This is a genomic window from Pseudomonas sp. RIT288 (genome assembly GCF_000631985.1).
Taxonomy (GTDB): Bacteria; Pseudomonadota; Gammaproteobacteria; order Pseudomonadales; family Pseudomonadaceae; genus Aquipseudomonas.
Genome location: NZ_JFYN01000042.1, coordinates 122,087 through 144,305, shown reverse-complemented (window position 1 = coordinate 144,305; position 22,219 = coordinate 122,087). Strand labels below are relative to the sequence as shown.

Here is a 22,219-nt window from a genome sequence, read left to right as displayed (position 1 = left end):
TGAAACGACTGCGTTATTGCTGTGCAAAGTCGGCCGTCGCTGTTTAACCAAGATCAGGTTCATGCCTGTGTGCATCGTCATGGAGATGTCCCATGTCACAAGTCGACCGTTACAAACCTTACAAGGGTGCCGCTGCCGGTTGGGGGGCTGTGATCAGCCTGACCAAAAGCTGGCTGGGCAGTGAAAACGCCCTGAAAAACATCCGCGCCATGCTCAAGACCAACCAGAACGGCGGTTTCGACTGCCCGGGCTGCGCGTGGGGGGAAGCGCCCGGTGCGAGCATGCTCAAGTTCTGCGAGAACGGCGCCAAAGCGGTGAACTGGGAGGCTACCGGGCGCTTGGTCGACCCGGCGTTCTTCAACAAGTACACGGTATCGAGCCTGGCCGAGCAGAGCGACTACTGGCTGGAATATCAGGGCCGCCTGACCCACCCGATGCGTTACGACGCGCGGGTCGACCGCTATGTGGAAACCACTTGGGAAGACGCGTTCGCGCTGATCGCCGAACACCTCAAGGGCCTGAAATCGCCGCACGAGGCCGAGTTCTACACCTCGGGCCGGGCCAGCAACGAAGCGGCGTTTCTCTATCAGTTGTTCGTCCGGGCCTACGGCACCAACAATTTCCCGGACTGCTCGAACATGTGCCACGAAGCCAGTGCGGTGAGCATGGGCGAGACGCTGGGCGTGGGCAAGGGCACCGTGGTCTACGAGGATCTGCACCACGCCGACGCGATTTTCGTCATCGGCCAGAACCCTGGCACCAACCACCCACGGATGCTTGAACCGCTGCGCGAAGCGGTGAAGCGCGGCGCACAAGTGGTGTGCATCAACCCGCTGAAAGAGCGTGGCCTGGAGCGTTTTCAGAACCCGCAGAACCCGATCGAGATGCTCAGCAACGGCTGGGAAGCGACCAACACCGCGTACTTCCGCCCGGCCCTGGGTGGCGACATGGCGATGATTCGCGGCATGGTAAAATTCCTTCTGCAGTGGGAGCGTGAAGCCCAGGCCAGCGGTGGCGAACCGGTGTTCGATCACGCGTTCATCGCCGAGCACACCTCGGGTCTGGACAGCTATCTGGCGGAAGTCGATGCGACTTCGTGGGAGCACATCCTCGAGCAATCCGGCGTGCCGCTGCACGACATCGAACTGGCCGCGCGCATGTATGGCCGCGCCAAGAGCGTGATCATGTGCTGGGCCATGGGCCTGACCCAACACGTGCACTCGGTGCCGACCCTGCAGGAAGTCATCAACCTGCAACTGCTGCGCGGCAACGTTGGCCGTCCGGGCGCCGGTCTGTCGCCGGTGCGTGGTCACAGTAACGTGCAGGGCGACCGCACCATGGGCATCAACGAACTGGCGCCGAAGGAGCTGATGGACGCCCTGGAAAAACGCTTCAACTTCAAAGTGCCGCGCATGCACGGCCACAACACCGTCATGGCGATCGGTGCGATGGAGCGTGGCGAGGCCAAGGTGTTTATCGGTCTGGGTGGCAACTTCGCCCAAGCCACGCCGGACACCCCGCGCACTCACGAGGCGATGCGCAAACTCGACCTGACCGTGCACATTTCGACCAAGCTCAACCGCAGCCATCTGGTCACCGGACGCGATGCGTTGATCCTGCCGTGCCTCGGTCGCACCGACATCGACATTCAGGCCGAAGGCCCGCAAGGCGTGACCGTGGAAGACACCTTCAGCATGGTGCACTTGTCGTTCGGTCAACTGAAGCCGAAGTCGGCGCACTTGAAATCCGAGCCGGCGATCATTGCCGGAATCGCCGCCGCCACGTTGGGCAAACATCCAATCGACTGGGAGTGGGTCGTGGGCGACTACGGGCGCATTCGCAACCTGATCGGCGACGTGATTCCGGGCTTCGAGAACTTCAACGAAAAACTGCTGACCCCGGGTGGCTTCCACCTCGGCAACGACGCCTCGGATCGGGTCTGGAACACCGAGTCCGGCAAAGCCCAGTTCACCCCGTGCGTGCTACCCGAACACCTGATCAGCGAAGGCGTGCGCAACCTGCCGGTCAAGCCGGATCTGATTCTGCAGACCATGCGTTCGCACGATCAGTACAACACCACGCTGTACGGCCTCGACGACCGTTATCGAGGGGTTTACGGCATGCGCGACGTGATCTTTGCCAACGAGCAGGACATCCAGCGCCTCGGTTTCGAACCGGGGCAGAAGGTCGATCTGGTGGCGCTGTGGGATGACGACCGTGAACGGCGGGTCAGCGGTTTCACCCTGATCGCCTACGACATTCCGCCCGGTCAGGCGGCGGCGTACTACCCGGAAACCAACCCGCTGGTGCCGCTGGAAAGCTACGGTGACAGGACCTACACGCCGACCTCGAAATTCGTTGCGATCCGCCTCGAAGCGGCCAAGGTCAGCAACCTGATTCCGTCGTCGGTGGCCTGACCCGCTACTGATAAAAACACTGGCAATTTGACTGGCTGCAGGCGTTCGCGCCTGGCGGTGGCCCGGCGACGTGCTGCCGCTTTTCAGCCTGGATGAGGACATCATTATGCTCAACATGGAGGCACTGGACCTGGCGCGAATTCAATTCGCGTTCACGGTTTCGTTTCACATTATCTTCCCGGCGATCACCATCGGCCTGGCGAGTTTCCTCGCGGTACTCGAAGGCCTGTGGCTGAAAACCCGTGACGACACTTACCGCGATCTCTACCACTTCTGGTCGAAGATCTTCGCTGTCAACTTCGGCATGGGCGTGGTCTCGGGGCTGGTCATGGCATACCAGTTCGGCACCAACTGGAGCGGCTTTTCCGACTTCGCCGGAAGCATCACCGGGCCGTTGCTGACCTATGAGGTGCTGACTGCGTTCTTCCTTGAGGCCGGGTTTCTCGGGGTCATGCTGTTCGGCTGGAACCGCGTCGGCCGTGGCTTGCACTTCTTTGCCACGGTGATGGTCGCTATCGGCACGCTGATTTCAACGTTCTGGATTCTCGCTTCCAACAGTTGGATGCAGACGCCGCAGGGCTTTGAAATTGTCGACGGGCGGGTGATGCCGCTGGACTGGCTGGCGATCGTGTTCAACCCGTCGTTTCCGTTCCGTCTGGCGCACATGGCGATCGCCGCGTTCGTCGCCACGGCCTTCTTCGTTGGCTCGTCGGCGGCCTGGCACTTGCTGCGCGGCAACAATACCGCGCCGGTGCGCAGGATGTTTTCCATGGCGTTGTGGATGGCGTTGATCGTGGCGCCGATTCAGGCGGTGGTCGGTGACGCTCATGGCTTGAACACCCTGGAACATCAACCGGCAAAAATCGCCGCCATCGAAGGCCACTGGGAAAACGCCGACAACGGCCCGACGCCGCTGGTGCTGTTCGGCATCCCCGACATGCAGGCGGAGAAGACCAGGTATGCGCTGGAAATTCCGTACCTGGGCAGCCTGATCCTGACTCACAGCCTCGACAAGCAGATCCCGGCGCTCAAGAGCTTCCCGAAGGAGGACCGGCCGAACTCGACCATCATCTTCTGGAGCTTCCGCGTCATGGCCGGGCTGGGCATGTTGATGATCCTTGTCGGTGTGCTGGGTCTGGCGTTGCGCCGTGGCGGCAAGCTCTATCAGCATCGTGGCTTCCAGCGTCTGGTGTTGCTGATGGGGCCGAGCGGGTTGATCGCGTTGCTGGCCGGCTGGATCACTACCGAAGTCGGGCGTCAGCCGTGGGTGGTTTACGGCCTGATGCGCACCCATGACGCCGCGTCGCATCACTCGGTGGCGCAGATGAGCACCTCGCTGCTGCTGTTCGTGGTGATCTACTGCTCGGTGTTCACCGTGGGCATCGGCTACATGATGAAACTCGTGAAGAAAGGCCCGCAGCCCCATCACGAACATCCGCCGGAGGGCGATCAGTTGCCGACCCCGCGCCGGCCCATTTCGGCGGCTACCGCCCCGATGAAGGAGCATTGAGTCATGGGTATTCAAGGTATCGATCTCTCGTTGATCTGGGGAGTGATCATCGCCTTCGGGGTGATGATGTACGTGATCATGGACGGCTTCGATCTGGGCCTGGGCATCCTGTTCCCACTGATCCCCGATGAGCAGGAGCGCGACGTGATGATGAACACTGTCGCCCCGGTGTGGGACGGCAACGAAACCTGGCTGGTGCTCGGTGGTGCGGCGCTGTATGGCGCGTTTCCACTGGCCTACGGGGTGATTCTGGAGGCGCTGTACCTGCCGCTGATCCTGATGCTCTGCGGGCTGATTTTCCGTGGCGTGGCGTTCGAGTTTCGCTTCAAGTCGTCACCGCAAAAGCGCCACTGGTGGGACAAAGCGTTCATCGGCGGTTCGCTGCTGGCGACGTTCTCCCAGGGTGTGGCGATCGGCGCGTACGTATCGGGCATTCCCGTGGTGGATCGGCAGTTTGCCGGTGGCGGCCTGGACTGGCTGGCGCCGTTCCCGCTGGTGTGCGGTGTCGGTCTGGTGGTGGCTTATGCGCTGTTGGGCAGCACCTGGTTGCTGGTCAAGACCGAAGGCATGCTCGAGTCGCGGATGCGTCTTTTCACTCGTCCGCTGGCGTGGTTGCTGACGGCGATGGTGGTGGTGATTGGTGCATGGACGCTGAAGTTGCACCCGGAGCTGGCCACTCGCTGGTCGACCAGCGGACACCTGAAGGTATTTGTCGGGTTGATGGTGTTGGCGCTGCTGGCGTTGTTCGGATTGCTGCGCACGTTGCGTCAGCGTCATACCCACTGGCCGTTCGTGTTCACTCTGGTGCTGATGCTGCTCGGTTACATCGGTCTGGCGCTAAGTATCTGGCCAAACATCATCCCGCCATCGGTGAGCCTGTGGGCGGCGGCATCACCGCCCTCGAGCCAGTTGTTCGCCCTGATCGGCGCACTGTTCATCCTGCCGGTGATCCTGATGTACACCTTCTGGAGCTACTACGTATTCCGCGGCAAAGTGAGGATTGGCGATGGCTACCATTGATTCGCGTGAGGTCAAAACCAGCCGCTGGTACAAGCGTCTGGGCTGGTTGTTGCTGATCTGGTTCGGCAGCGTGGTATCGCTCGCGGTGGTGGCGAGTGTGCTGAAACTGGCGATGTATGCAGCGGGAATGAGGACCCACTGACCTGAAAAACCGGAGCCTTGGCTCCGGTTTTTTTGTGCTCAACATTCTCGAAACGCTGATCAAACCTGTGGCAGCGGTGTGATATTGGCAGATGTAAAAAAGGCGCCCCGAAGGACGCCAAAAAATTCACCTCTGACCAAAGGAGCAAGGAGCTTCTAAAGGTGAATGGTATTGCTCGGGAAACTCAGAGAATCGCCAGCGGGTATTCGACGATCACCCTCACTTCATCCAGGTCGGACTCGAACGCCGTAGCGCGGGTGGTGGCCTGGCGCAAGCGCAGCGACAGGTCTTTCATCGAACCGCTCTGCACCACGTATTTGACTTCGACGTCACGCTCCCAGCGCTTCTGGTCGGTCAGTGGATTGCCCTCGGCATCACGGCGCATATACACGGCGTTGGCGTTGGAATAGTCGGCGTCGGTGCCGCGCGCGTAACGGGTCATGAATGACAGCCCCGGCACACCGTAAGCACTCATGTCGAGGTCGTAGCGCACCATCCACGAACGTTCTTTCGGCGAGTTGAAGTCGCTGTACTGGATCGAGTTGTCGAGGAAGATCGAGTCGGACTGGCGCAGGTAATCGAAGTCATCGTTGCCGTTGTTGCGCTGGTGGGAAAGGGCGAGAGAGTGCGCGCCGAGCTTCACGCCGACGCGGCCGCTCCAGATGTTGTTGTCGAATTGGCCGAGCAGTTGTTTGCCTTCGTCGACGGCTTTGTAATAGTTCAGACCACCGAACAGCGACAGCTCGTCCGACAGCGGATAGGTCCAAGCGGTGCCGGCGTAATACTGGTTCCAGGCATCCTTGAGGCGACTGGAATACAGGCTGAAACTGAGGTTCTTGTTCAGCACATAGTCGCCACCACCGTAAGCGATCCACGGCGAATTGACTGGACCTGCGTAGAACGTGGCGAAGTTTTCGCGCATGTCGCTGGACACCGGCTGGCTCATCGCATGCAGCCGTCCGCCCTGAATCGACAGACCGTCGATGCTGGTGTTGGTCGCCGTCACGCCGCGAAAGCTCTCCGGCAGCAAGCGCGAGTCACCGGCCGCCACCACCGGGTTGGCCGGGAACACATCACCGACCTTGACCACCGTATCGAAGGCCCGCACTTTGGCAGCGCCACCGACCTTGGTGTATTCATCCCGCGCCTGGCCGTCACTGTTGACCGGCAACACATCGAACGAACTGCGCCCGCCGTTGCGTCCGTCACCGGTGTCGAGTTTCAAACCGAGCATGGCAAACGCATCGACACCGACCCCAACGGTGCCTTGAGTGAAACCGGATTCGAACTTGCTGATCACCGCATGCGCCCAGGCTTCGGAGTAACCGTTGCCGGTGGGGCTGGACTGGTCGTTGCGATGATCACGATTGAAGTAGAAGTTGCGGTTGAGCACCGTCAGGCTACTGCCTTCGACAAAGCCCTCAGGCTTGTCTTCTGCAAACACCATGGACGGCCCGGAGCCGACCACCACCGCTAAAGCGGCCATCGACATTTTTGTATTGTTAACCATCAAACACTCCTTGGGTTCGGCAGAACGGGAACGTGCGTCGGCGTGGTTTTATTGTTCGGCGGGGCAGGGCCCGCCGGCATTGGTCGCCGGGTGACATCGTTGCAAGCTGCGGATAACGCCAAGGTGATGGGGGAATTACAATTTCGTCATGAATGGTTTGTGCCAAGCGGGTTCAGTTCAAGGCTGCGAGTTGCTCAATGGTTTGTGGAAATCGCTCGACCAGACGGATCAGGGTCGTGGCCTGTGCATTGGGTGTTGCTCGTCCTTGCTCCCAGTTTTCCAGGGTTCGCGTGTTGGTGCGCAGGTACATGGCGAACACTGACCTCGAGAGGTTGAGCTGTTGGCGGATGGCTATCACTTCCTCGGCAGTGATGGGCATCAGTTTCGGTAATTGAACCTTGTGTGTGCGCAGCGTAATTTTGCCTTGGCGCTCTTCTGCCAGAGCTTCGAGGCCATCCATCAATTCGGAAAAAATGTCACGTTTCATAGTGGGATCTCGTGTTGATTTCTTTATTCAGAGTTTGTTTGAACTGTTTTTTCTGAGCCGGCGAGAGGTCGGTGTACTCGTCTTTGCCGTACACAGTGAACAGCCAGAATTGGTTGAAACCCGACCACCAGTAGCAAATCACCCGTAATCCGCTGCGCTTGCCCTTGCCTCGTCGCTGATCACAAAAGCGAATCTTGCGTAGCCCGCCTGTGCCCTCGATCAGATCGCCCGCTTCGGGGTTTTTCAGCAACTCCAGTTGAAAGCTCCGAAATAGATCGTCGTCCAGATAATCGTTTCGGTATTTCTGAAACATACGTAATTCGACAAAAAGAGCATCCATGTTCTGTACGCTACCTACGTATGGTGTTGTCTCGATAACCGAATCGGTCAAGGCCTCCAGGCCGTCCTTTTCGTCCCTTTTTGAACGGTAGACTCCGGTCGTAAAAACACCTGTAGGACGAATCGGCGAGTGTGGTGAGAACGTTCGATTGAGTAGAGGGGAGACTTCACAATTGACGTGTCGGAACAATCCGCAGCACTATCACCCCATGACTGCCCGACTTCGAATGACCATGATGTATTCCTCCATGACCGCTTCCGGCGGGCCATGAGGTCATACGTGTTTGTCATTGGACGTATTACCCAAAGCCCCGCCAGCAATGGACGGGGCTTTTTCATGCTCCGTACGCACATGGCTCATGGAGAGATAAATGTTCGAGATAAGAAGAGCTACCCCGGACGACGCCCGGATCGCGTTCGAGATTCGGCGCCTGGCCATCCGGCAGCAATGCGTCGGTGCCTACAGCCAGCAGCAAATGCTCGACTGGATCCAAGGAGCGGCCGAAGACGGCTACGACACGCTGATGGAAAAACACTTTTATCTGGGCTGCATTGAGGGTGAGGCTGTAGCGACCGGCATGCTTGATCTGGATTACCGTGAAATTGGCGCGATCTTCATTCGCCCGGATTTCATGCAGCGTGGGCTGGGCAGGCGTGTTCTGGTCTTTCTCGAAGATTTGGCGCGGGATCTCGGGCTGACCGAGGTGTGCCTGGACGCAACATTGAATGCGGTCGACTTTTATCGTCGCTGCGGTTATGTCGGGGAGGAGAGTGCGGTTTATCAATCACCTTCGGGTCTGCGACTGGCCTGCGTGCCGATGGTGAAGACATTGGGGTGAAGATCAAAAGATCGCAGCCTTCGGCAGCTCCTGCACAATTCCCCTGTAGGAGCTGCCGAAGGCTGCGATCTTTTGCTGTTGAATCTCACAAAAACAAAAACGGCACCCGAAGGTGCCGTTTTTGTTTGCAGCTAAAGCAAGCCGAGCAATCAGCCCGCCAGACCCGCCTGCTGAACCAGCGTCAGCAATGGCTGCGGGTACACACCGAGGAAGAACGCGACCACGGCGATGGCCAGCAGCATTACGCCGCCTGCCTTCTGTTCCCAGTGCAGCTGGGCGTCGTGGCGGCGCAGGTTCGGCTCGATCAGGTACAGGGTGACCATCACGCGCAGGTAGTAAAACACGCCGATGGCGCTACCCAGTACCAGGGAACCGACCAGCCACCATTGGTGCGACTCGACACCGGTGGCGATGATGTAGAACTTGCCGATGAAGCCGGCAGTCAGCGGGATACCGGCCAGGGACAGCATCATCACGGTCAGTACCGCGGTCAGGTACGGACGGCGCCAGAACAGGCCGCGGTACTCGTACAGTGCGTCGGCGTCACGGCCGTTGTAGGGCGAGGACATCAGGGTGATCACGCCGAAGGCGCCAAGGCTGGTGATCACGTAGGTGACCAGGTACACGCCGATGGCTTCCACCGCCAGACCCTTGCTCGCCACCAGCGCGATCAGCAGGTAGCCGAAGTGCGCAATGGACGAGTAACCGAGCAGACGCTTGAGGTTGCTCTGGGTCAGGGCCAGCAGGTTACCGAACAGGATCGAGGCGATAGCGATCACGCTCAGCACGTCGCTCAGTACGCCACTGCTCGCGGCAGGGGAGATCTGGAACAGACGCACCATCACCGCGAACACGGCAACCTTCGACGCCGTGGCGAGGAACGCGGCGACCGGCGCCGGAGCACCTTCGTACACGTCCGGCGTCCACAGGTGGAACGGTACCAGCGACAGCTTGAATGCCAGACCGATCAGCATCATGCCCAGACCCAGCTGAGCCAGCGAGCTCGGCAGGTTGGTGGTGGCCAGCGCCTGACCGATACCGACGAAGCTCAGGGTGCCGGCGTCAGCGTAGAGCAGGGCCATGCCGAACAACAGGAACGCGGAACCGGCGGCCGACAGCACCATGTACTTGATGCCGGCTTCCAGCGAACGCTTGTTGAAGAAGGCGTAAGCCACCAGACCGTAGACCGGCACCGACAGCAGTTCCAGACCGATGAACAAACCGGCCAGGTGCTGCGCGCTGACCAGAACCAGACCACCGGCGGCGGCCATCAGGATCAGCAGGTACAGTTCTTCACGGTTGCCCGGGTAACCCGAACCGCCATCGCCGAGGTAGGCGTGGGCTAGGGTTACACAAGCGAGGGTGGCGACCAGGATCAGCGCCATGTACAGGCAGGCGAAGGTGTCGATCTGCAGCAATGGAGTCACGGCCAGAGGCGCGACTTTCAGGGCTGGCAGGATCGACAGCAGGGCCAGGTTCAGACCGGCGACCGAGATCAGGAAGGTCTGCGAGTGGTTGCGGCGCCAGGCGATTGCCAGCATCACCACGATAATGGTGAGGCTGGTGATCAACAGTGGCGCAAGCGCAATAAAGTGTTGAATCGTGAATTCCATAGCGCTCTTACCGGGCCGAAGCGAGTTGAGTGAAGGCGGTGCCGAGCCACTGCTGCACGCCATGCATCGTGGCGGCGGAAGTGTCGAGGAACGGTTGCGGGTAGACGCCGAGGTAAATCAGCAACACCGCAAGGCCCAGCACCATGGTCAGTTCTCGACCGTCCATGCCGTGCAGGATCGAATCCGATTTCGACGGACCGAAGTAGGCACGGTGGATCATGATCAGCGAGTAGACCGAACCGAACACCAGACCGGAAGTGGCAATCGCGGTGATCCATGGCGCACTGGCGAAGGTGCCGATCAGGATCAGGAACTCGCCGACGAAGTTACCGGTGCCCGGCAGACCCAGAGAGGCGGCTGCAAAGAACAGACTGATCGCCGGCAGGTAAGCGATACGCGACCACAGACCGCCCATCTCACGCATGTCACGGGTATGCAGACGCTCGTACAGTTGACCGCTGAGGATAAACAGTGCTGCTGCCGACAGACCGTGCGCCAGCATCTGGATCACAGCACCTTGCAGTGCCAGTTGGCTGCCGGAGTAGATGCCGATCAACACGAAGCCCATGTGGGAAACGGAAGAGAAGGCGATCAGACGTTTGATATCGGTTTGGGCGAACGCCAGGAACGCACCGTAGAAGATCCCGATCAGACCGAGGGTCATGGCGATCGGCGCGAATTCGGCCGAGGCATTCGGGAACAGCGGCAGGGCGAAACGCAGCAGGCCGTAGGCCGCGGTTTTCAGCAGGATACCGGCGAGGTCGACGGAACCGGCAGTCGGCGCCTGGGCGTGCGCGTCAGGCAACCACGAGTGGAAAGGCACCACGGGCAGCTTGACCGCGAAGGCGATGAAGAAGCCGAGCATCAGGATGTACTCGGTGGTCATCGACATCTTGGTCTTCAACAGGTCGGCGTAGTTGAAGGTAATCACGCCAGTGTTGTTGAAGTTGACCAGCACCAGACCGAGGATCGCCACCAGCATGATCAGGCCGGAAGCCTGAGTGAAGATGAAGAACTTGGTCGCGGCATAGATCCGGGTTTTCTTGCCGTCCGAAGAACTGTGACCCCAGAGCGCGATGAGGAAGTACATCGGCACCAGCATCATTTCCCAGAAGAAGAAGAACATGAACAGGTCGAGGGCGAGGAACACGCCGACAACGCCGCCCAGGATCCACATCAGGTTCAGGTGGAAGAAGCCAACGTGACGCTGGATCTCTTTCCACGAGCAGAGTACCGAGAGGATACCCAGCAGACCGGTCAGCAGGATCATCAACAGCGACAGGCCGTCGAGGGCCAGGTGCACGTTGATGCCGAAGCGCTGGATCCAGACGTGCTTGAACTCAAGCGCCCAGGTTGGATCGGCGCCAGGCGCCGGCGCAAATGAATAGTCACCGTGGGCCCACAGCCAGAGGCCGAGGGCGAGTTCCAGGGTCATGGTCAACAGCGCAATCCAGCGGGGGAGGGTAGCGCCGAAGCGCTCACCCATCCAGCACAGCAGGCCGCCGATGAAGGGGATCAGGATTAGCCAAGGCAGAATCATGACGGGCTCGTTTCCTTTCGCAAATTCGCAAGGTTCATATCAGACCGCTACCAGCACGATGGCGCCGATTACCAGCACGGCACCAGCAGCCATCGAGGCGGCATACCAACGCAGTTGACCAGTCTCGGTGCGGCTCAGGGCGGTGTGACCACCCTTGGCCATACGCGGGATCAGACCGATGGTCTGGTCGAGCGGGTCTCTGCGCAGTACATGGCTGATCGCAAGGTACGGCTTGACGAACAGTTTGTCGTAGATCCAGTCGAAGCCCCAGGCAGCGAACCACCAGGCCGAAAGGAAACGGCCGATGCCGCTGTTGGCGATCGCGGTCACGAAGCGACGCTTGCCGAGGAACAGCAGCGCTGCCAGCAGGATACCGGCCAGAGCGATAGCGCCCGAGGCGATTTCCAGACTGTGCTTGGCTTCGCCCCCGGCATGGCCAACGCTTTCTGGCAGAACGCCGTGCAGCGGTGGCACGATCATGGCGCCGACGAAGGTCGACAGCACGATCAGCACCGACAGTGGCAGCCAGTGCGAGATGCCGTGACCGGCGTGGGCTTCGGTCTTGGCTTCACCGTGGAACGTGATGAAGATCAGGCGGAAGGTGTACAGCGAAGTCATGAACGCGCCGACCAGACCGGCGTAGAGCAGACCGTGGTTGCCGCTGGCGAACGCTTCCCAAAGGATTTCGTCCTTGGAGTAGAAGCCTGCGGTGACCAGTGGCAGGGCGGCCAGTGCAGCACCACCGACGATGAAGCTGGCGTAGGCCAGTGGCAGTTTTTTCCACAGACCGCCCATCTTGAAGATGTTCTGCTCGTGGTGGCAGGCAACGATCACCGCACCGGAAGCAAGGAACAGCAGGGCCTTGAAGAAGGCATGGGTCATCAGGTGGAAAATCGCGCCATCCCAGGCGCCAACGCCCAGCGCCAGGAACATGTAGCCGATCTGGCTCATGGTCGAGTAGGCGAGGATACGTTTGATGTCGGTTTGTACCAGTGCGGCGAAACCCGCCAGCACCAGAGTCACACCACCGACGATGCCGACCAGGTGCAGGATTTCCGGCGCCAGGGTGAACAGGCCGTGGGTACGGGCGATCAGGTAGACGCCGGCCGTGACCATGGTTGCAGCGTGGATCAGTGCCGACACCGGGGTCGGGCCGGCCATCGCGTCCGCGAGCCAGGTTTGCAGCGGCAGTTGCGCCGATTTACCGACCGCACCACCCAGCAGCATCAGGGTCGCCAGGGTGATCCAGAAGTCGCCGACCTGGAATTTCTGCGGTGCCAGCACCAGCAATTCCTGGATGTTCAACGTGCCCACTTGCTGGAACAGGATGAACAGGCCGATGGCCATGAACACGTCGCCGATCCGGGTCACGATGAAGGCCTTGAGTGCGGCGTTACCGTTGTTGCGGTTGCTGTAGTAGAAACCGATCAACAGGTACGAGCACAGGCCCACGCCTTCCCAGCCGAAGTACAGGAACAACAGGTTATCGCCGAGTACCAGGAACAGCATGCTGGCGATAAACAGGTTGGTGTACGAGAAGAAGCGCGAGTAACCCGCTTCGCCGCGCATGTACCAGGACGCGAACAGGTGGATCAGGAAACCGACACCCACCACCACGCCGAGCATGGTGATCGACAGGCCATCGATGTAGAGGGCGAAGTCAGGCTTGAAGCCTTCGACCGCCATCCACTTCCACAGCACCAGGGTGTAGTGGCCGCCCTCTGGAGGCGCGACGTTGAATTGCCAGATGACGTAGGCGGCGACAATTGCCGACAGGCCAATGGAACCCACGCCGATCAGCGCCGAGAGGTTTTCCGACCAGCGTCCACGGGAGAACGACAGCAGCAGGAAACCGATCAGAGGGAATACAAAAGTCAGAAAGATTAGGTTCATCCGCGCATCTCACTGGCAGCGTCGATATCGAGCGTGTGGAAGCGGCGATACAGTTGCAGCAGGATCGCCAGGCCAATACTGGCCTCGGCGGCTGCCAGGCTGATCACCAGGATGAACATGATCTGTCCATCCGGTTGCGCCCAGCGGGCGCCCGCAACGATGAAGGCCAGGGCAGAGGCGTTCATCATCACTTCCAGACTCATCAACACGAACAAAATGTTGCGGCGGACCATCAGGCCGACCAGACCAAGGCAGAACAGGATCCCGGCAACGGCCAATCCATGTTCGAGAGGGATAGCAGGCATGTCTTACTCCTTCGCCTCGTTACGGCCCAAATGGAACGCCGTGACGGCTGCGGCGAGCAGCAGCATCGAGGCGAGTTCGACCACCAGCAGATACGGGCCGAACAGGCTGACGCCCACGGCTTTTGCATCGACGGTGGTGTGGCCGATGGCCTGACCGCTCTGGTGAGCGAACAGCACATACAGCAGTTCGGCCAGCAGCAGGGCGGCGAGAATCACCGGCCCTGCCCAGATGCCGGGCTTGAGCCAGGTGCGTTCCTGCTGCACCGAGGCCGGGCCCAGGTTCAGCATCATCACCACGAACACGAACAGCACCATGATGGCGCCGGCGTAGGCGATCACTTCCAGCACGCCGGCGAACGGAGCGCCGAGTGCAAAGAAGGTCATGGCCACGGCGATCAACGAGATGATCAGGTAGAGCAGGGCGTGCACAGGGTTGGTGTTGGTGACCACACGAAGCGTGGACACAACCGCGATACCCGATGCGAAATAGAAAGCGAATTCCATCGTTCTTCCTTAAGGCAGCAAGCTCTTCACGTTGATCGGTTCGGCTTCATTCTGCGCAGAGCCTTTCGGCTTGCCAGCGATTGCCATACCTGCAACACGATAGAAGTTGTAATCAGGGTTTTTGCCGGGGCCGGAGATCAGCAGATCTTCTTTCTCGTACACCAGGTCCTGACGTTTGAACTCGGCCATCTCGAAATCCGGGGTCAGCTGGATTGCGGTGGTCGGACAGGCTTCCTCGCAGAGACCGCAGAAAATGCAGCGCGAGAAGTTGATACGGAAGAAGTCCGGGTACCAGCGACCGTCTTCGGTTTCAGCTTTCTGCAGCGAGATGCAACCCACCGGGCACGCCACGGCGCACAGGTTGCAGGCTACGCAACGCTCTTCGCCATCGGGGTCACGGGTCAGGACGATGCGACCACGGTAGCGCGGCGGCAGGTAGACCGGCTCTTCCGGGTATTGCAGGGTGTCGCGCTTGCGAAAGCCATGGCCGAAGACCATGACCAGGCTGCGCAACTGGGTACCGGTACCCTTAACGATGTCGCCAATATATTTGAACATGGGTCAAATCCTCACTGAACCGCAACCGCAGGTGTGTTCCACAACACAACCGCAGCGGTTATCAGCAAATTGATCAGGGTCAGTGGCAGGCAGAATTTCCAGCTGAAATCCATCACCTGGTCATAACGCGGACGCGGGATGGAAGCGCGCAGCAGGATGAACAGCATGATGAAGAACGCGGTCTTCAGTGCGAACCAGACGAAGGACAGTTGCGGCAGGATGCCGAACGGACCGTGCCAGCCACCGAAGAACAGGGTGACCAGCAGCGCCGAGATCAGGATGATGCCGATGTATTCACCGACGAAGAACATGCCCCATTTCATACCGGCGTATTCAATGTGGTAACCGTCGGCCAGTTCCTGTTCCGCTTCCGGCTGGTCGAACGGGTGACGGTGAGTCACGGCGACGCCAGCGATGAAGAAGGTACAGAAGCCGAAGAACTGCGGAATGATGAACCACAGGTTCTGCGCCTGGTACTCGACGATGTCGCGCATGTTGAACGAGCCGACCTGCACCACGATGCCCATCAGGGCCAGGCCCATGAACACTTCGTAGGACACGGTCTGCGCCGAGGCACGCAAGCTGCCCAGCAGGGCGAACTTGTTGTTACTCGACCAGCCGGCGAACAGCACCGCGTAGACCGACAGACCAGCCATCGCGAAGAAAAACAGCAAGCCGATGTTCAGATCCGCCACGCCCCACGTCGGGGTGATCGGGATGATCGCGAAGGCGATCAGCAGGGCGGACATGGCGACCACCGGTGCCAGGGTGAAGATCACCTTGTCGGCAAACGGCGGGGTCCAGTCTTCCTTGAAGAACATCTTCAGCATGTCGGCGGCAATCTGGAACATGCCGAACGGGCCAACGCGGTTCGGACCGTAACGGTCCTGCCACCAGCCCAACAGGCGACGTTCGACAAAGCTGAGCAACGCGCCCGCGACCACAACGGCCAGCAGAATCACGATGGCTTTGATGACCGTCAGGATCACATCGATCACTTCAGGGGTGAACCAGGTCATTGCGCTGCCTCCTGCAGACCGTCGACGGACAGGCCGGCGAATGCCGGTGGAATGCCGGCGATGCCCGCAGGCAAGGCCACCAGACCAGCGCCCAGTTCTTCATTGATGCGCAGCGGAAGACGCAGGGTCTGGCCGGCCACGTTCAGGCTCAGCAGAGCACCGTCGTTGACGCCCAGGCGATCCGCTTCGGATTTGGCCAGAGCCACGTACGGAGCCGGGATGCGTTCCTGTACCGGAGCGGCTTTCGACGAGTTTTCGTCGCTGCCGAACAGGTGGTAGAACGGCACGGCCTGCCAGGTGCCTGGCGCCGGGTTGAATGCACGTGGTGCAGCCGCGAACCAGTTCAGCGAATCACCGGTGCTTTCGATCAGGCGGGTGCCCGGGTCGCCAGCACGCAGGTGACCACCGACTTCGTCCTGGAACTTGTTCCAGGCTTGCGGCGAGTTCCAGCCCGGCGACCAGGCAAACGGCACCTGCTGACGCGGTTCGGCCGAACCCGAGTAACCTTCCATGGAGAAGGCGAACGCGGTGTCTTTGTCTTGCGGGGTACGCGGTTCGTGAACGCTGATGTCGGCGCGCATCGCGGTGCGACCGGAATAACGCAGCGGCTCACGCGCCAGTTTCAGACCCTTGATGCGGAACGCGGCAGACGGGGCGGCATCGACGATGCGCGCCAGTTGCTCGGTGCTCGAAGCCACGGCTGCAGTGACGTGGTCGAGTTGCGTCCAGTCGATCGGCTGGTTCAGCAGGGTCGAGCGCAGGGCGTGCAGCCAGCGCCAGCCTTCGTGAACCAGGATGCTCGCATCCATGTATTGCGGATCGAAAACCTGGAAGAAGCGCTGGGCGCGACCTTCCTGGCTGACCAAAGTACCGTCGCCTTCCGCGAAGCTCGCCGCTGGCAGAACCAGTTGCGCGCGGTCGGTGGTGGCGGTCTTCTGGTGGTCGGCAACGATCAGCACTTTCGCAGCGTTCAGCGCGGCATCGACCTTGGCTTTCGAGGTGCGGGTGTACAGATCGTTTTCCAGCACGACGATGGCGTCGGCCTTGCCATCGATCACGGCTTGCAGCGCCGCGTCGACCGATTCGCCACCGAGCATGGCCAGGCCGAGGCTGTTGGCTTCCGGCACGATCAGGCTGATCGAACCGTTCTTCTCGCGCAGCTTCAGGGCTTTGGCGATGTTCGCCGCCGCTTCGATCAAGGCTTTGGAACCCAGCGAAGTACCGGCGATGATCAGCGGACGTTTGGCCGCGAGCAGGGCGTCGGCGATGCGCTTGGCCAGCGCCTGGGCTTCCGCGTCCAGACCTTCAACGGCCGGGGCGCTGGCGTCCAGAGCGTGGGCCACGGCGAAACCGATGCGTGCCAGATCGTCCGGAGCTGCGTGAACGCATTCTTCAGCGATGTCGTCGAGCTTGGTTTCGGCCAGGCTGGCGATGAACAGCGGGTTCAGTTCGTGCTGACCGATGTTCTTCACTGCAGCGTCGAGCCATGGCTGAACGCGCATGGCTTCGGCCATGTCTTCAGCTTTGCCCTTGACCGACTGACGCAGGGACAAAGCCATACGCGCAGCAGTCTGGGTCAGGTCTTCACCGAGGACGAACACGGCGTCGTGGTCTTCGATGTCGCGCATGTTCGGCACGGGCAGCGGGCTGTCTTTGAGCACTTGCAGGACCAGACGGATGCGCTCCAGTTCGGAGGCTTCGATACCGGAGTAGAAGTGCTCGGCGCCCACCAGCTCACGCAGCGCGTAGTTGCTTTCGAGGCTGGCACGCGGCGAACCGATACCGACGATGTTGCGCCCGCGCAGCAGATCGGCTGCCTTGTCCAGCGCCTGATCCAGGCCCAGCTTGGTGCCGTCGGCCAGCAGTGGCTGACGTGGACGGTCGGTGCGGTTGACGTAGCCATAACCGAAACGACCACGGTCGCACAGGAAGTACTGGTTCACCGAACCGTTGAAACGGTTTTCGATGCGCCGCAGTTCGCCGTAACGCTCGCCCGGGGAGATGTTGCAACCGCTGGAGCAACCATGGCAGATGCTCGGCGAGAACTGCATGTCCCACTTGCGGTTGTAACGCTCGGAGTGAGTCTTGTCGGTGAACACACCGGTCGGGCAGACCTCGGTGAGGTTGCCGGAGAACTCGCTTTCGAGGGTGCCGTCTTCAACGCGACCGAAGTACACGTTGTCGTGGGCGCCGAATACACCGAGGTCGGTGCCGCCGGCATAGTCCTTGTAGAAACGCACGCAGCGGTAGCAAGCGATGCAGCGGTTCATTTCGTGGGAAATGAACGGGCCCAGTTGCTGGTTCTGGTGGGTACGTTTGGTGAAGCGATAACGGCGCTCGTTGTGGCCGGTCATCACCGTCATGTCTTGCAGGTGGCAGTGACCGCCTTCTTCGCACACAGGGCAGTCGTGCGGGTGGTTGGTCATCAGCCATTCGACAACACTGGCGCGGAACGCCTTGGATTCTTCATCGTCGATGGAGATCCAGGTGTTGTCGGTGGCAGGGGTCATGCAGGACATGACGATGCGACCACGGGTGTCGTTCTCGTCGGTGTACTGCTTGACCGCGCACTGGCGGCAGGCCCCGACGCTACCAAGCGCGGGGTGCCAGCAGAAATAAGGGATGTCGAGGCCCAGCGACAGACATGCCTGTAACAGGTTGTCTGCCCCGTCGACTTCGAGCGCTTTGCCGTCTACGTGGATAGTGGCCATGGTTCAAAGGTCTTCGTTGGCCCGGTGTCAGCGGGCGTGGCTAATGGAATCTTGTTATCCGTCCGAATCCAGTCAGCCCCGAAAGGCGTCATCGGACGAAAGGCGAAGGGCACGGACCCTTCGCCTCTTTAAGCGTTTACGCGCCGACTACGATCGGCCTTGCCAGAGGCGGGACGGCGGCGCTTGCAGGCGCGATACCGGCTTCGAACTCTGGACGGAAGTATTTGATGGCACTGCCCAGCGGCTCCACGGCACCCGGTGCGTGAGCACAGAAGGTCTTGCCTGGGCCGAGGAAACCGACCAGACCCAGCAGGGTCTCGATGTCGCCTGGCTGACCGCGGCCTTCTTCGATGGCCATCAAGAGCTTGACGCTCCATGGCAAGCCATCACGGCACGGGGTGCAGAAGCCGCAGGATTCGCGGGCGAAGAACTGCTCCATGTTGCGCAGCAAGGAGACCATGTTGACGCTGTCGTCCACCGCCATCGCCAGACCGGTACCCATCCGGGTGCCCACTTTGGCGATGCCGCCGGCGTACATTTGTGCGTCGAGGTGTTCTGGCAACAGGAAACCGGTACCGGCGCCACCTGGCTGCCAGGCCTTGAGCTTGTAACCGTCGCGCATGCCGCCGGCGTAGTCTTCGAACAGCTCGCGACCGGTGACGCCGAATGGCAGTTCCCACAGCCCCGGGTTCTTGACCTTGCCGGAGAAGCCCATGAGCTTGGTGCCCATGTCTTCGCTGCCTTCGCGGGCCAACGATTTGTACCAGTCAACGCCGTCGGCAATGATCGCCGGCACGTTGCACAGGGTTTCGACGTTGTTCACGCAGGTCGGCTTGCCCCACACGCCGACGGCGGCAGGGAAGGGCGGCTTGGAGCGCGGGTTGGCACGGCGGCCTTCCAGGGAGTTGATCAGTGCGGTTTCTTCACCGCAGATGTAACGCCCGGCGCCGGTGTGCACGAACAGTTCAAAATCAAAACCCGAACCCAGAATGTTTTTACCCAAAAGGCCTGCAGCCTTGGCTTCTTCCACGGCACGGTTGAGGTGCCTGGCGGCGGTGGTGTACTCGCCACGCAGGAAGATGTAGCCACGGTAGGTTTTCAGTGCGCGGGCACTGATCAGCATGCCTTCGATCAGCAGATGGGGCAGTTGCTCCATCAGCATGCGGTCTTTCCAGGTGTTCGGTTCCATTTCGTCCGCGTTGCACAGCAGGTAGCGGATGTTGATGGATTCGTCCTTGGGCATCAGGCCCCACTTCACGCCAGTGGGGAAGCCTGCACCGCCGCGGCCTTTGAGGCCGGCGTCTTTCACGGTCTGGACGATGTCGTCCTGAGCCATGTCGGCGAAGGCTTTGCGCGCAGCGGCGTAACCGTTCTTGGCCTGGTATTCGTCGAGCCACACGGCTTCGCCGTCGTCACGCAGACGCCAGGTCAGCGGGTGAGTCTCGGCCGAACGCTTGATGCGGTTGGCAGGACCGAAAGATGTCAGGGTCATACGTAGCCCTCGAGCAGTTTGGCCACGCCGGCAGGCTGCACGTCGCCAAAGGTGTCGTCGTCGATCATCAGCGCCGGTGCCTTGTCGCAGTTGCCGAGGCAGCAGACAGGCAGCAGAGTGAAACGACCGTCGGCGGTGGTCTGACCCAGGCCAATGCCCAGATTGTTCTGGATTTCGCTGACCACCGACTCATGGCCGCCGATGTAGCAGACCATGCTGTCGCAGACGCGAATGATGTGGCGGCCGACCGGCTGACGGAAGATCTGGCTGTAGAACGTCGCCACGCCTTCAACGTCGCTGGCCGGGATGCCGAGAATCTCGCCGATCGCGTACAGGGCGCCATCCGGCACCCAGCCACGTTCTTTCTGAACGATCTTCAGGGCTTCGATCGACGCCGCGCGCGGGTCTTCGTAGTGATGCAACTCGTGCTCGATGGCCGAGCGCTCGGTTTCACTCAAGGTGAAACGGTCTGTCTGGATAAGCGTGCTGTTCATGCTTAGCGGTCCACGTCGGCCATAACGAAGTCGATACTACCCAGGTACGCAATCAAGTCCGCGACCATGCTGCCTTTGATCACCGAAGGGATCTGTTGCAGATGCGGGAAGCTCGGAGTACGGATCCGGGTACGGTAGCTCATGGTGCCGCCGTCGCTCGTCAGGTAATAACTGTTGATGCCCTTGGTCGCTTCGATCATCTGGAAGGATTCGTTGGCCGGCATGACCGGGCCCCACGAAACCTGCAGGAAGTGCGTGATCAGGGTTTCGATGTGCTGCAGCGTGCGCTCTTTCGGCGGCGGCGTGGTCAGCGGGTGATCCGCCTTGTACGGGCCTTCCGGCATGTTGCGCATGCACTGGTCGATGATCTTGATGCTCTGGCGCATCTCTTCGACGCGGACCATGCAGCGATCGTAGGCATCGCCATTGGCGGCCAGCGGTACTTCGAATTCGAAGTTCTCGTAGCCGGAGTATGGACGCGCCTTACGCAGGTCGAAGTCGCAACCGGTCGAACGCAGGCCGGCACCGGTGACGCCCCATTCCAGGGCCTCTTTGGTGTTGTACTGGGCGACGCCGATGGTCCGACCCTTGAGGATGCTGTTCTGCAGGGCAGCCTTGGTGTATTCGTCGAGGCGTTTTGGCAGCCACTCCACGAAGTCTTTCACCAGTTTGTCCCAGCCGCGCGGCAGGTCGTGGGCAACACCACCGATGCGGTACCAGGCCGGGTGCAGACGGAAACCGGTAATGGCTTCGATCACCGTGTACGCCTTCTGGCGGTCGGTGAAGGTGAAGAACACCGGGGTCATGGCGCCGACGTCCTGGATGTAGGTACCCAGGAACAGCAGGTGGCTGGTGATCCGGAAGAACTCGGCCATCATGATGCGGATGACGTCGACCTTCTCCGGGACCTTGATGCCGGCCAGCTTCTCGACCGAGAGCACGTACGGCAGGTTGTTCATCACGCCGCCGAGGTAGTCGATACGGTCGGTGTACGGGATGAAACTGTGCCAGGACTGACGCTCGGCCATCTTCTCGGCGCCACGGTGGTGGTAACCGATGTCCGGTACGCAGTCGACGATTTCTTCGCCATCGAGTTGCAGAATGATGCGGAACGCACCGTGCGCCGAAGGGTGGTTCGGGCCCAGGTTGAGGAACATGTAGTCCTCGTTGGCCCCGGAACGCTTCATGCCCCAGTCTTCGGGACGGAAGCGCGCGGCTTCTTCCTCAAGCTGTTGCTTGGCGAGGTTGAGGCTGAACGGATCGAATTCGGTGGCGCGCGCCGGGAAGTCCTTGCGCAGCGGGTGACCTTCCCAGGTCGGCGGCATCATGATGCGCGACAGGTGCGGGTGGCCTTTGAAGTCGATGCCGTACATGTCCCAGACTTCACGCTCGTACCAGTTGGCGTTTGGCCAGATGCTGGTGACGGTCGGCAAGCTCAGGTCGCTTTCGGACAAGGCGACTTTGATCATCACGTCACTATTACGCTCAAGCGACATGAGGTGATAGAACACGGTGAAGTCGGCGCCCGATGGCAGCCCTTGACGCTTGGTGCGCAGACGCTCGTCCACGCCGTGCAGGTCATAGAGCATGACGTACGGCTTGGGCAGGTTACGCAGGAAGGTCAGGACTTCGACAAGTCTGGCGCGCGCCACCCACAACACCGGCATGCCGGTGCGGGTCGACTGAGCGGTGAACGCTTCGGCGCCAAAACGGTTGTTCAATTCGACGACCACATCCTGGTCGTCTGCCTTATAAGGCGGGATGTACAGAGCGCTGCCTGTAGTCATGGTTATTTTTTCGCTTTCGGTCAACGTAAAGAATGAAGC

The 22,219-nt window shown here is 60.5% G+C and carries 19 protein-coding genes; 5 read left to right on the top strand and 14 right to left on the bottom strand.

Features of this window, described 5'->3' with window-relative positions; translation table 11 throughout:
• Nucleotides 1-92: 92 nt before the first annotated feature.
• The 4 genes from BW33_RS24090 (at nucleotide 93) to BW33_RS28695 (ending at nucleotide 5,089) form a co-directional block, all read left to right on the top strand.
• Nucleotides 93-2,417, top strand: a complete 2,325-nt coding sequence (locus tag BW33_RS24090; protein ID WP_047601700.1) for an FdhF/YdeP family oxidoreductase — start codon at nucleotides 93-95, stop codon at nucleotides 2,415-2,417.
• Between the two features lie 106 nt (nucleotides 2,418-2,523).
• A complete protein-coding gene (locus BW33_RS24085; RefSeq protein WP_047602024.1) occupies nucleotides 2,524-3,927 on the top strand; it encodes a cytochrome ubiquinol oxidase subunit I in 1,404 nt (467 codons plus the stop codon).
• Nucleotides 3,928-3,930: 3 nt separating this feature from the next.
• Entirely contained in the window at nucleotides 3,931-4,947 is a 1,017-nt protein-coding gene (gene cydB / locus BW33_RS24080; RefSeq protein WP_047601699.1) for a cytochrome d ubiquinol oxidase subunit II, read from the top strand.
• A complete protein-coding gene (locus BW33_RS28695; RefSeq protein WP_081730198.1) occupies nucleotides 4,934-5,089 on the top strand; it encodes a DUF2474 family protein in 156 nt (51 codons plus the stop codon). The genes cydB and BW33_RS28695 overlap by 14 nt, the downstream gene beginning before the upstream one ends.
• 184 nt (nucleotides 5,090-5,273) lie before the next feature.
• Here the strand turns inward: BW33_RS28695 and BW33_RS24075 are convergent, their stop codons facing one another.
• The 3 genes from BW33_RS24075 to BW33_RS24065 form a co-directional block, all read right to left on the bottom strand.
• Entirely contained in the window at nucleotides 5,274-6,599 is a 1,326-nt protein-coding gene (locus BW33_RS24075) for an OprD family porin (RefSeq protein WP_047601698.1), read from the bottom strand.
• A 172-nt stretch (nucleotides 6,600-6,771) separates the two neighbouring features.
• Nucleotides 6,772-7,086, bottom strand: a complete 315-nt coding sequence (locus tag BW33_RS24070) for a helix-turn-helix domain-containing protein (RefSeq protein ID WP_047601697.1) — start codon at nucleotides 7,084-7,086, stop codon at nucleotides 6,772-6,774.
• Complete coding sequence (locus BW33_RS24065) at nucleotides 7,076-7,426, bottom strand: hypothetical protein (RefSeq protein ID WP_047601696.1); 351 nt, start codon at nucleotides 7,424-7,426, stop codon at nucleotides 7,076-7,078. Before BW33_RS24065 ends, BW33_RS24070 begins: the two co-directional genes overlap by 11 nt.
• 370 nt (nucleotides 7,427-7,796) lie before the next feature.
• Between BW33_RS24065 and BW33_RS24060 the strand changes: the two genes are divergently transcribed.
• A complete protein-coding gene (locus tag BW33_RS24060) occupies nucleotides 7,797-8,264 on the top strand; it encodes a GNAT family N-acetyltransferase (protein ID WP_047601695.1) in 468 nt (155 codons plus the stop codon).
• A 149-nt stretch (nucleotides 8,265-8,413) separates the two neighbouring features.
• Here BW33_RS24060 and nuoN read toward each other — a convergent pair whose 3' ends face one another.
• The 11 genes from nuoN to nuoC form a co-directional block, all read right to left on the bottom strand.
• Entirely contained in the window at nucleotides 8,414-9,877 is a 1,464-nt protein-coding gene (nuoN, locus tag BW33_RS24055; protein ID WP_047601693.1) for an NADH-quinone oxidoreductase subunit NuoN, read from the bottom strand.
• A gap of 7 nt (nucleotides 9,878-9,884) precedes the next feature.
• A complete protein-coding gene (nuoM, locus tag BW33_RS24050; RefSeq protein WP_047601692.1) occupies nucleotides 9,885-11,417 on the bottom strand; it encodes an NADH-quinone oxidoreductase subunit M in 1,533 nt (510 codons plus the stop codon).
• A 39-nt stretch (nucleotides 11,418-11,456) separates the two neighbouring features.
• Nucleotides 11,457-13,310: an NADH-quinone oxidoreductase subunit L gene (nuoL, locus tag BW33_RS24045; RefSeq protein ID WP_007964862.1), complete on the bottom strand. Its 1,854-nt coding sequence runs from the start codon at nucleotides 13,308-13,310 to the stop codon at nucleotides 11,457-11,459.
• Nucleotides 13,307-13,615 carry an NADH-quinone oxidoreductase subunit NuoK gene (gene nuoK, locus BW33_RS24040; protein ID WP_003180046.1) on the bottom strand — a complete coding sequence of 103 codons (309 nt, stop codon included), beginning with the start codon at nucleotides 13,613-13,615 and terminating at the stop codon, nucleotides 13,307-13,309. The genes nuoL and nuoK overlap by 4 nt, the downstream gene beginning before the upstream one ends.
• A 3-nt stretch (nucleotides 13,616-13,618) precedes the next feature.
• Nucleotides 13,619-14,119, bottom strand: coding sequence for an NADH-quinone oxidoreductase subunit J (gene nuoJ, locus BW33_RS24035; RefSeq protein ID WP_003223793.1), 501 nt, complete (start codon nucleotides 14,117-14,119; stop codon nucleotides 13,619-13,621).
• Nucleotides 14,120-14,128: 9 nt separating this feature from the next.
• Complete coding sequence (gene nuoI / locus BW33_RS24030; RefSeq protein ID WP_003223795.1) at nucleotides 14,129-14,677, bottom strand: NADH-quinone oxidoreductase subunit NuoI; 549 nt, start codon at nucleotides 14,675-14,677, stop codon at nucleotides 14,129-14,131.
• A gap of 11 nt (nucleotides 14,678-14,688) precedes the next feature.
• Nucleotides 14,689-15,696: an NADH-quinone oxidoreductase subunit NuoH gene (nuoH, locus tag BW33_RS24025; protein WP_007964859.1), complete on the bottom strand. Its 1,008-nt coding sequence runs from the start codon at nucleotides 15,694-15,696 to the stop codon at nucleotides 14,689-14,691.
• Complete coding sequence (nuoG, locus tag BW33_RS24020; protein ID WP_047601690.1) at nucleotides 15,693-18,407, bottom strand: NADH-quinone oxidoreductase subunit NuoG; 2,715 nt, start codon at nucleotides 18,405-18,407, stop codon at nucleotides 15,693-15,695. The genes nuoH and nuoG overlap by 4 nt, the downstream gene beginning before the upstream one ends.
• 136 nt (nucleotides 18,408-18,543) lie before the next feature.
• Nucleotides 18,544-19,899 carry an NADH-quinone oxidoreductase subunit NuoF gene (nuoF, locus tag BW33_RS24015; RefSeq protein ID WP_047601689.1) on the bottom strand — a complete coding sequence of 452 codons (1,356 nt, stop codon included), beginning with the start codon at nucleotides 19,897-19,899 and terminating at the stop codon, nucleotides 18,544-18,546.
• Complete coding sequence (gene nuoE, locus BW33_RS24010) at nucleotides 19,896-20,393, bottom strand: NADH-quinone oxidoreductase subunit NuoE (protein ID WP_003223804.1); 498 nt, start codon at nucleotides 20,391-20,393, stop codon at nucleotides 19,896-19,898. Before nuoE ends, nuoF begins: the two co-directional genes overlap by 4 nt.
• 2 nt (nucleotides 20,394-20,395) lie before the next feature.
• On the bottom strand, nucleotides 20,396-22,180 hold the full coding sequence (gene nuoC, locus BW33_RS24005) for an NADH-quinone oxidoreductase subunit C/D (protein WP_027614664.1): 1,785 nt from the start codon (nucleotides 22,178-22,180) through the stop codon (nucleotides 20,396-20,398).
• Nucleotides 22,181-22,219 lie beyond the last annotated feature (39 nt).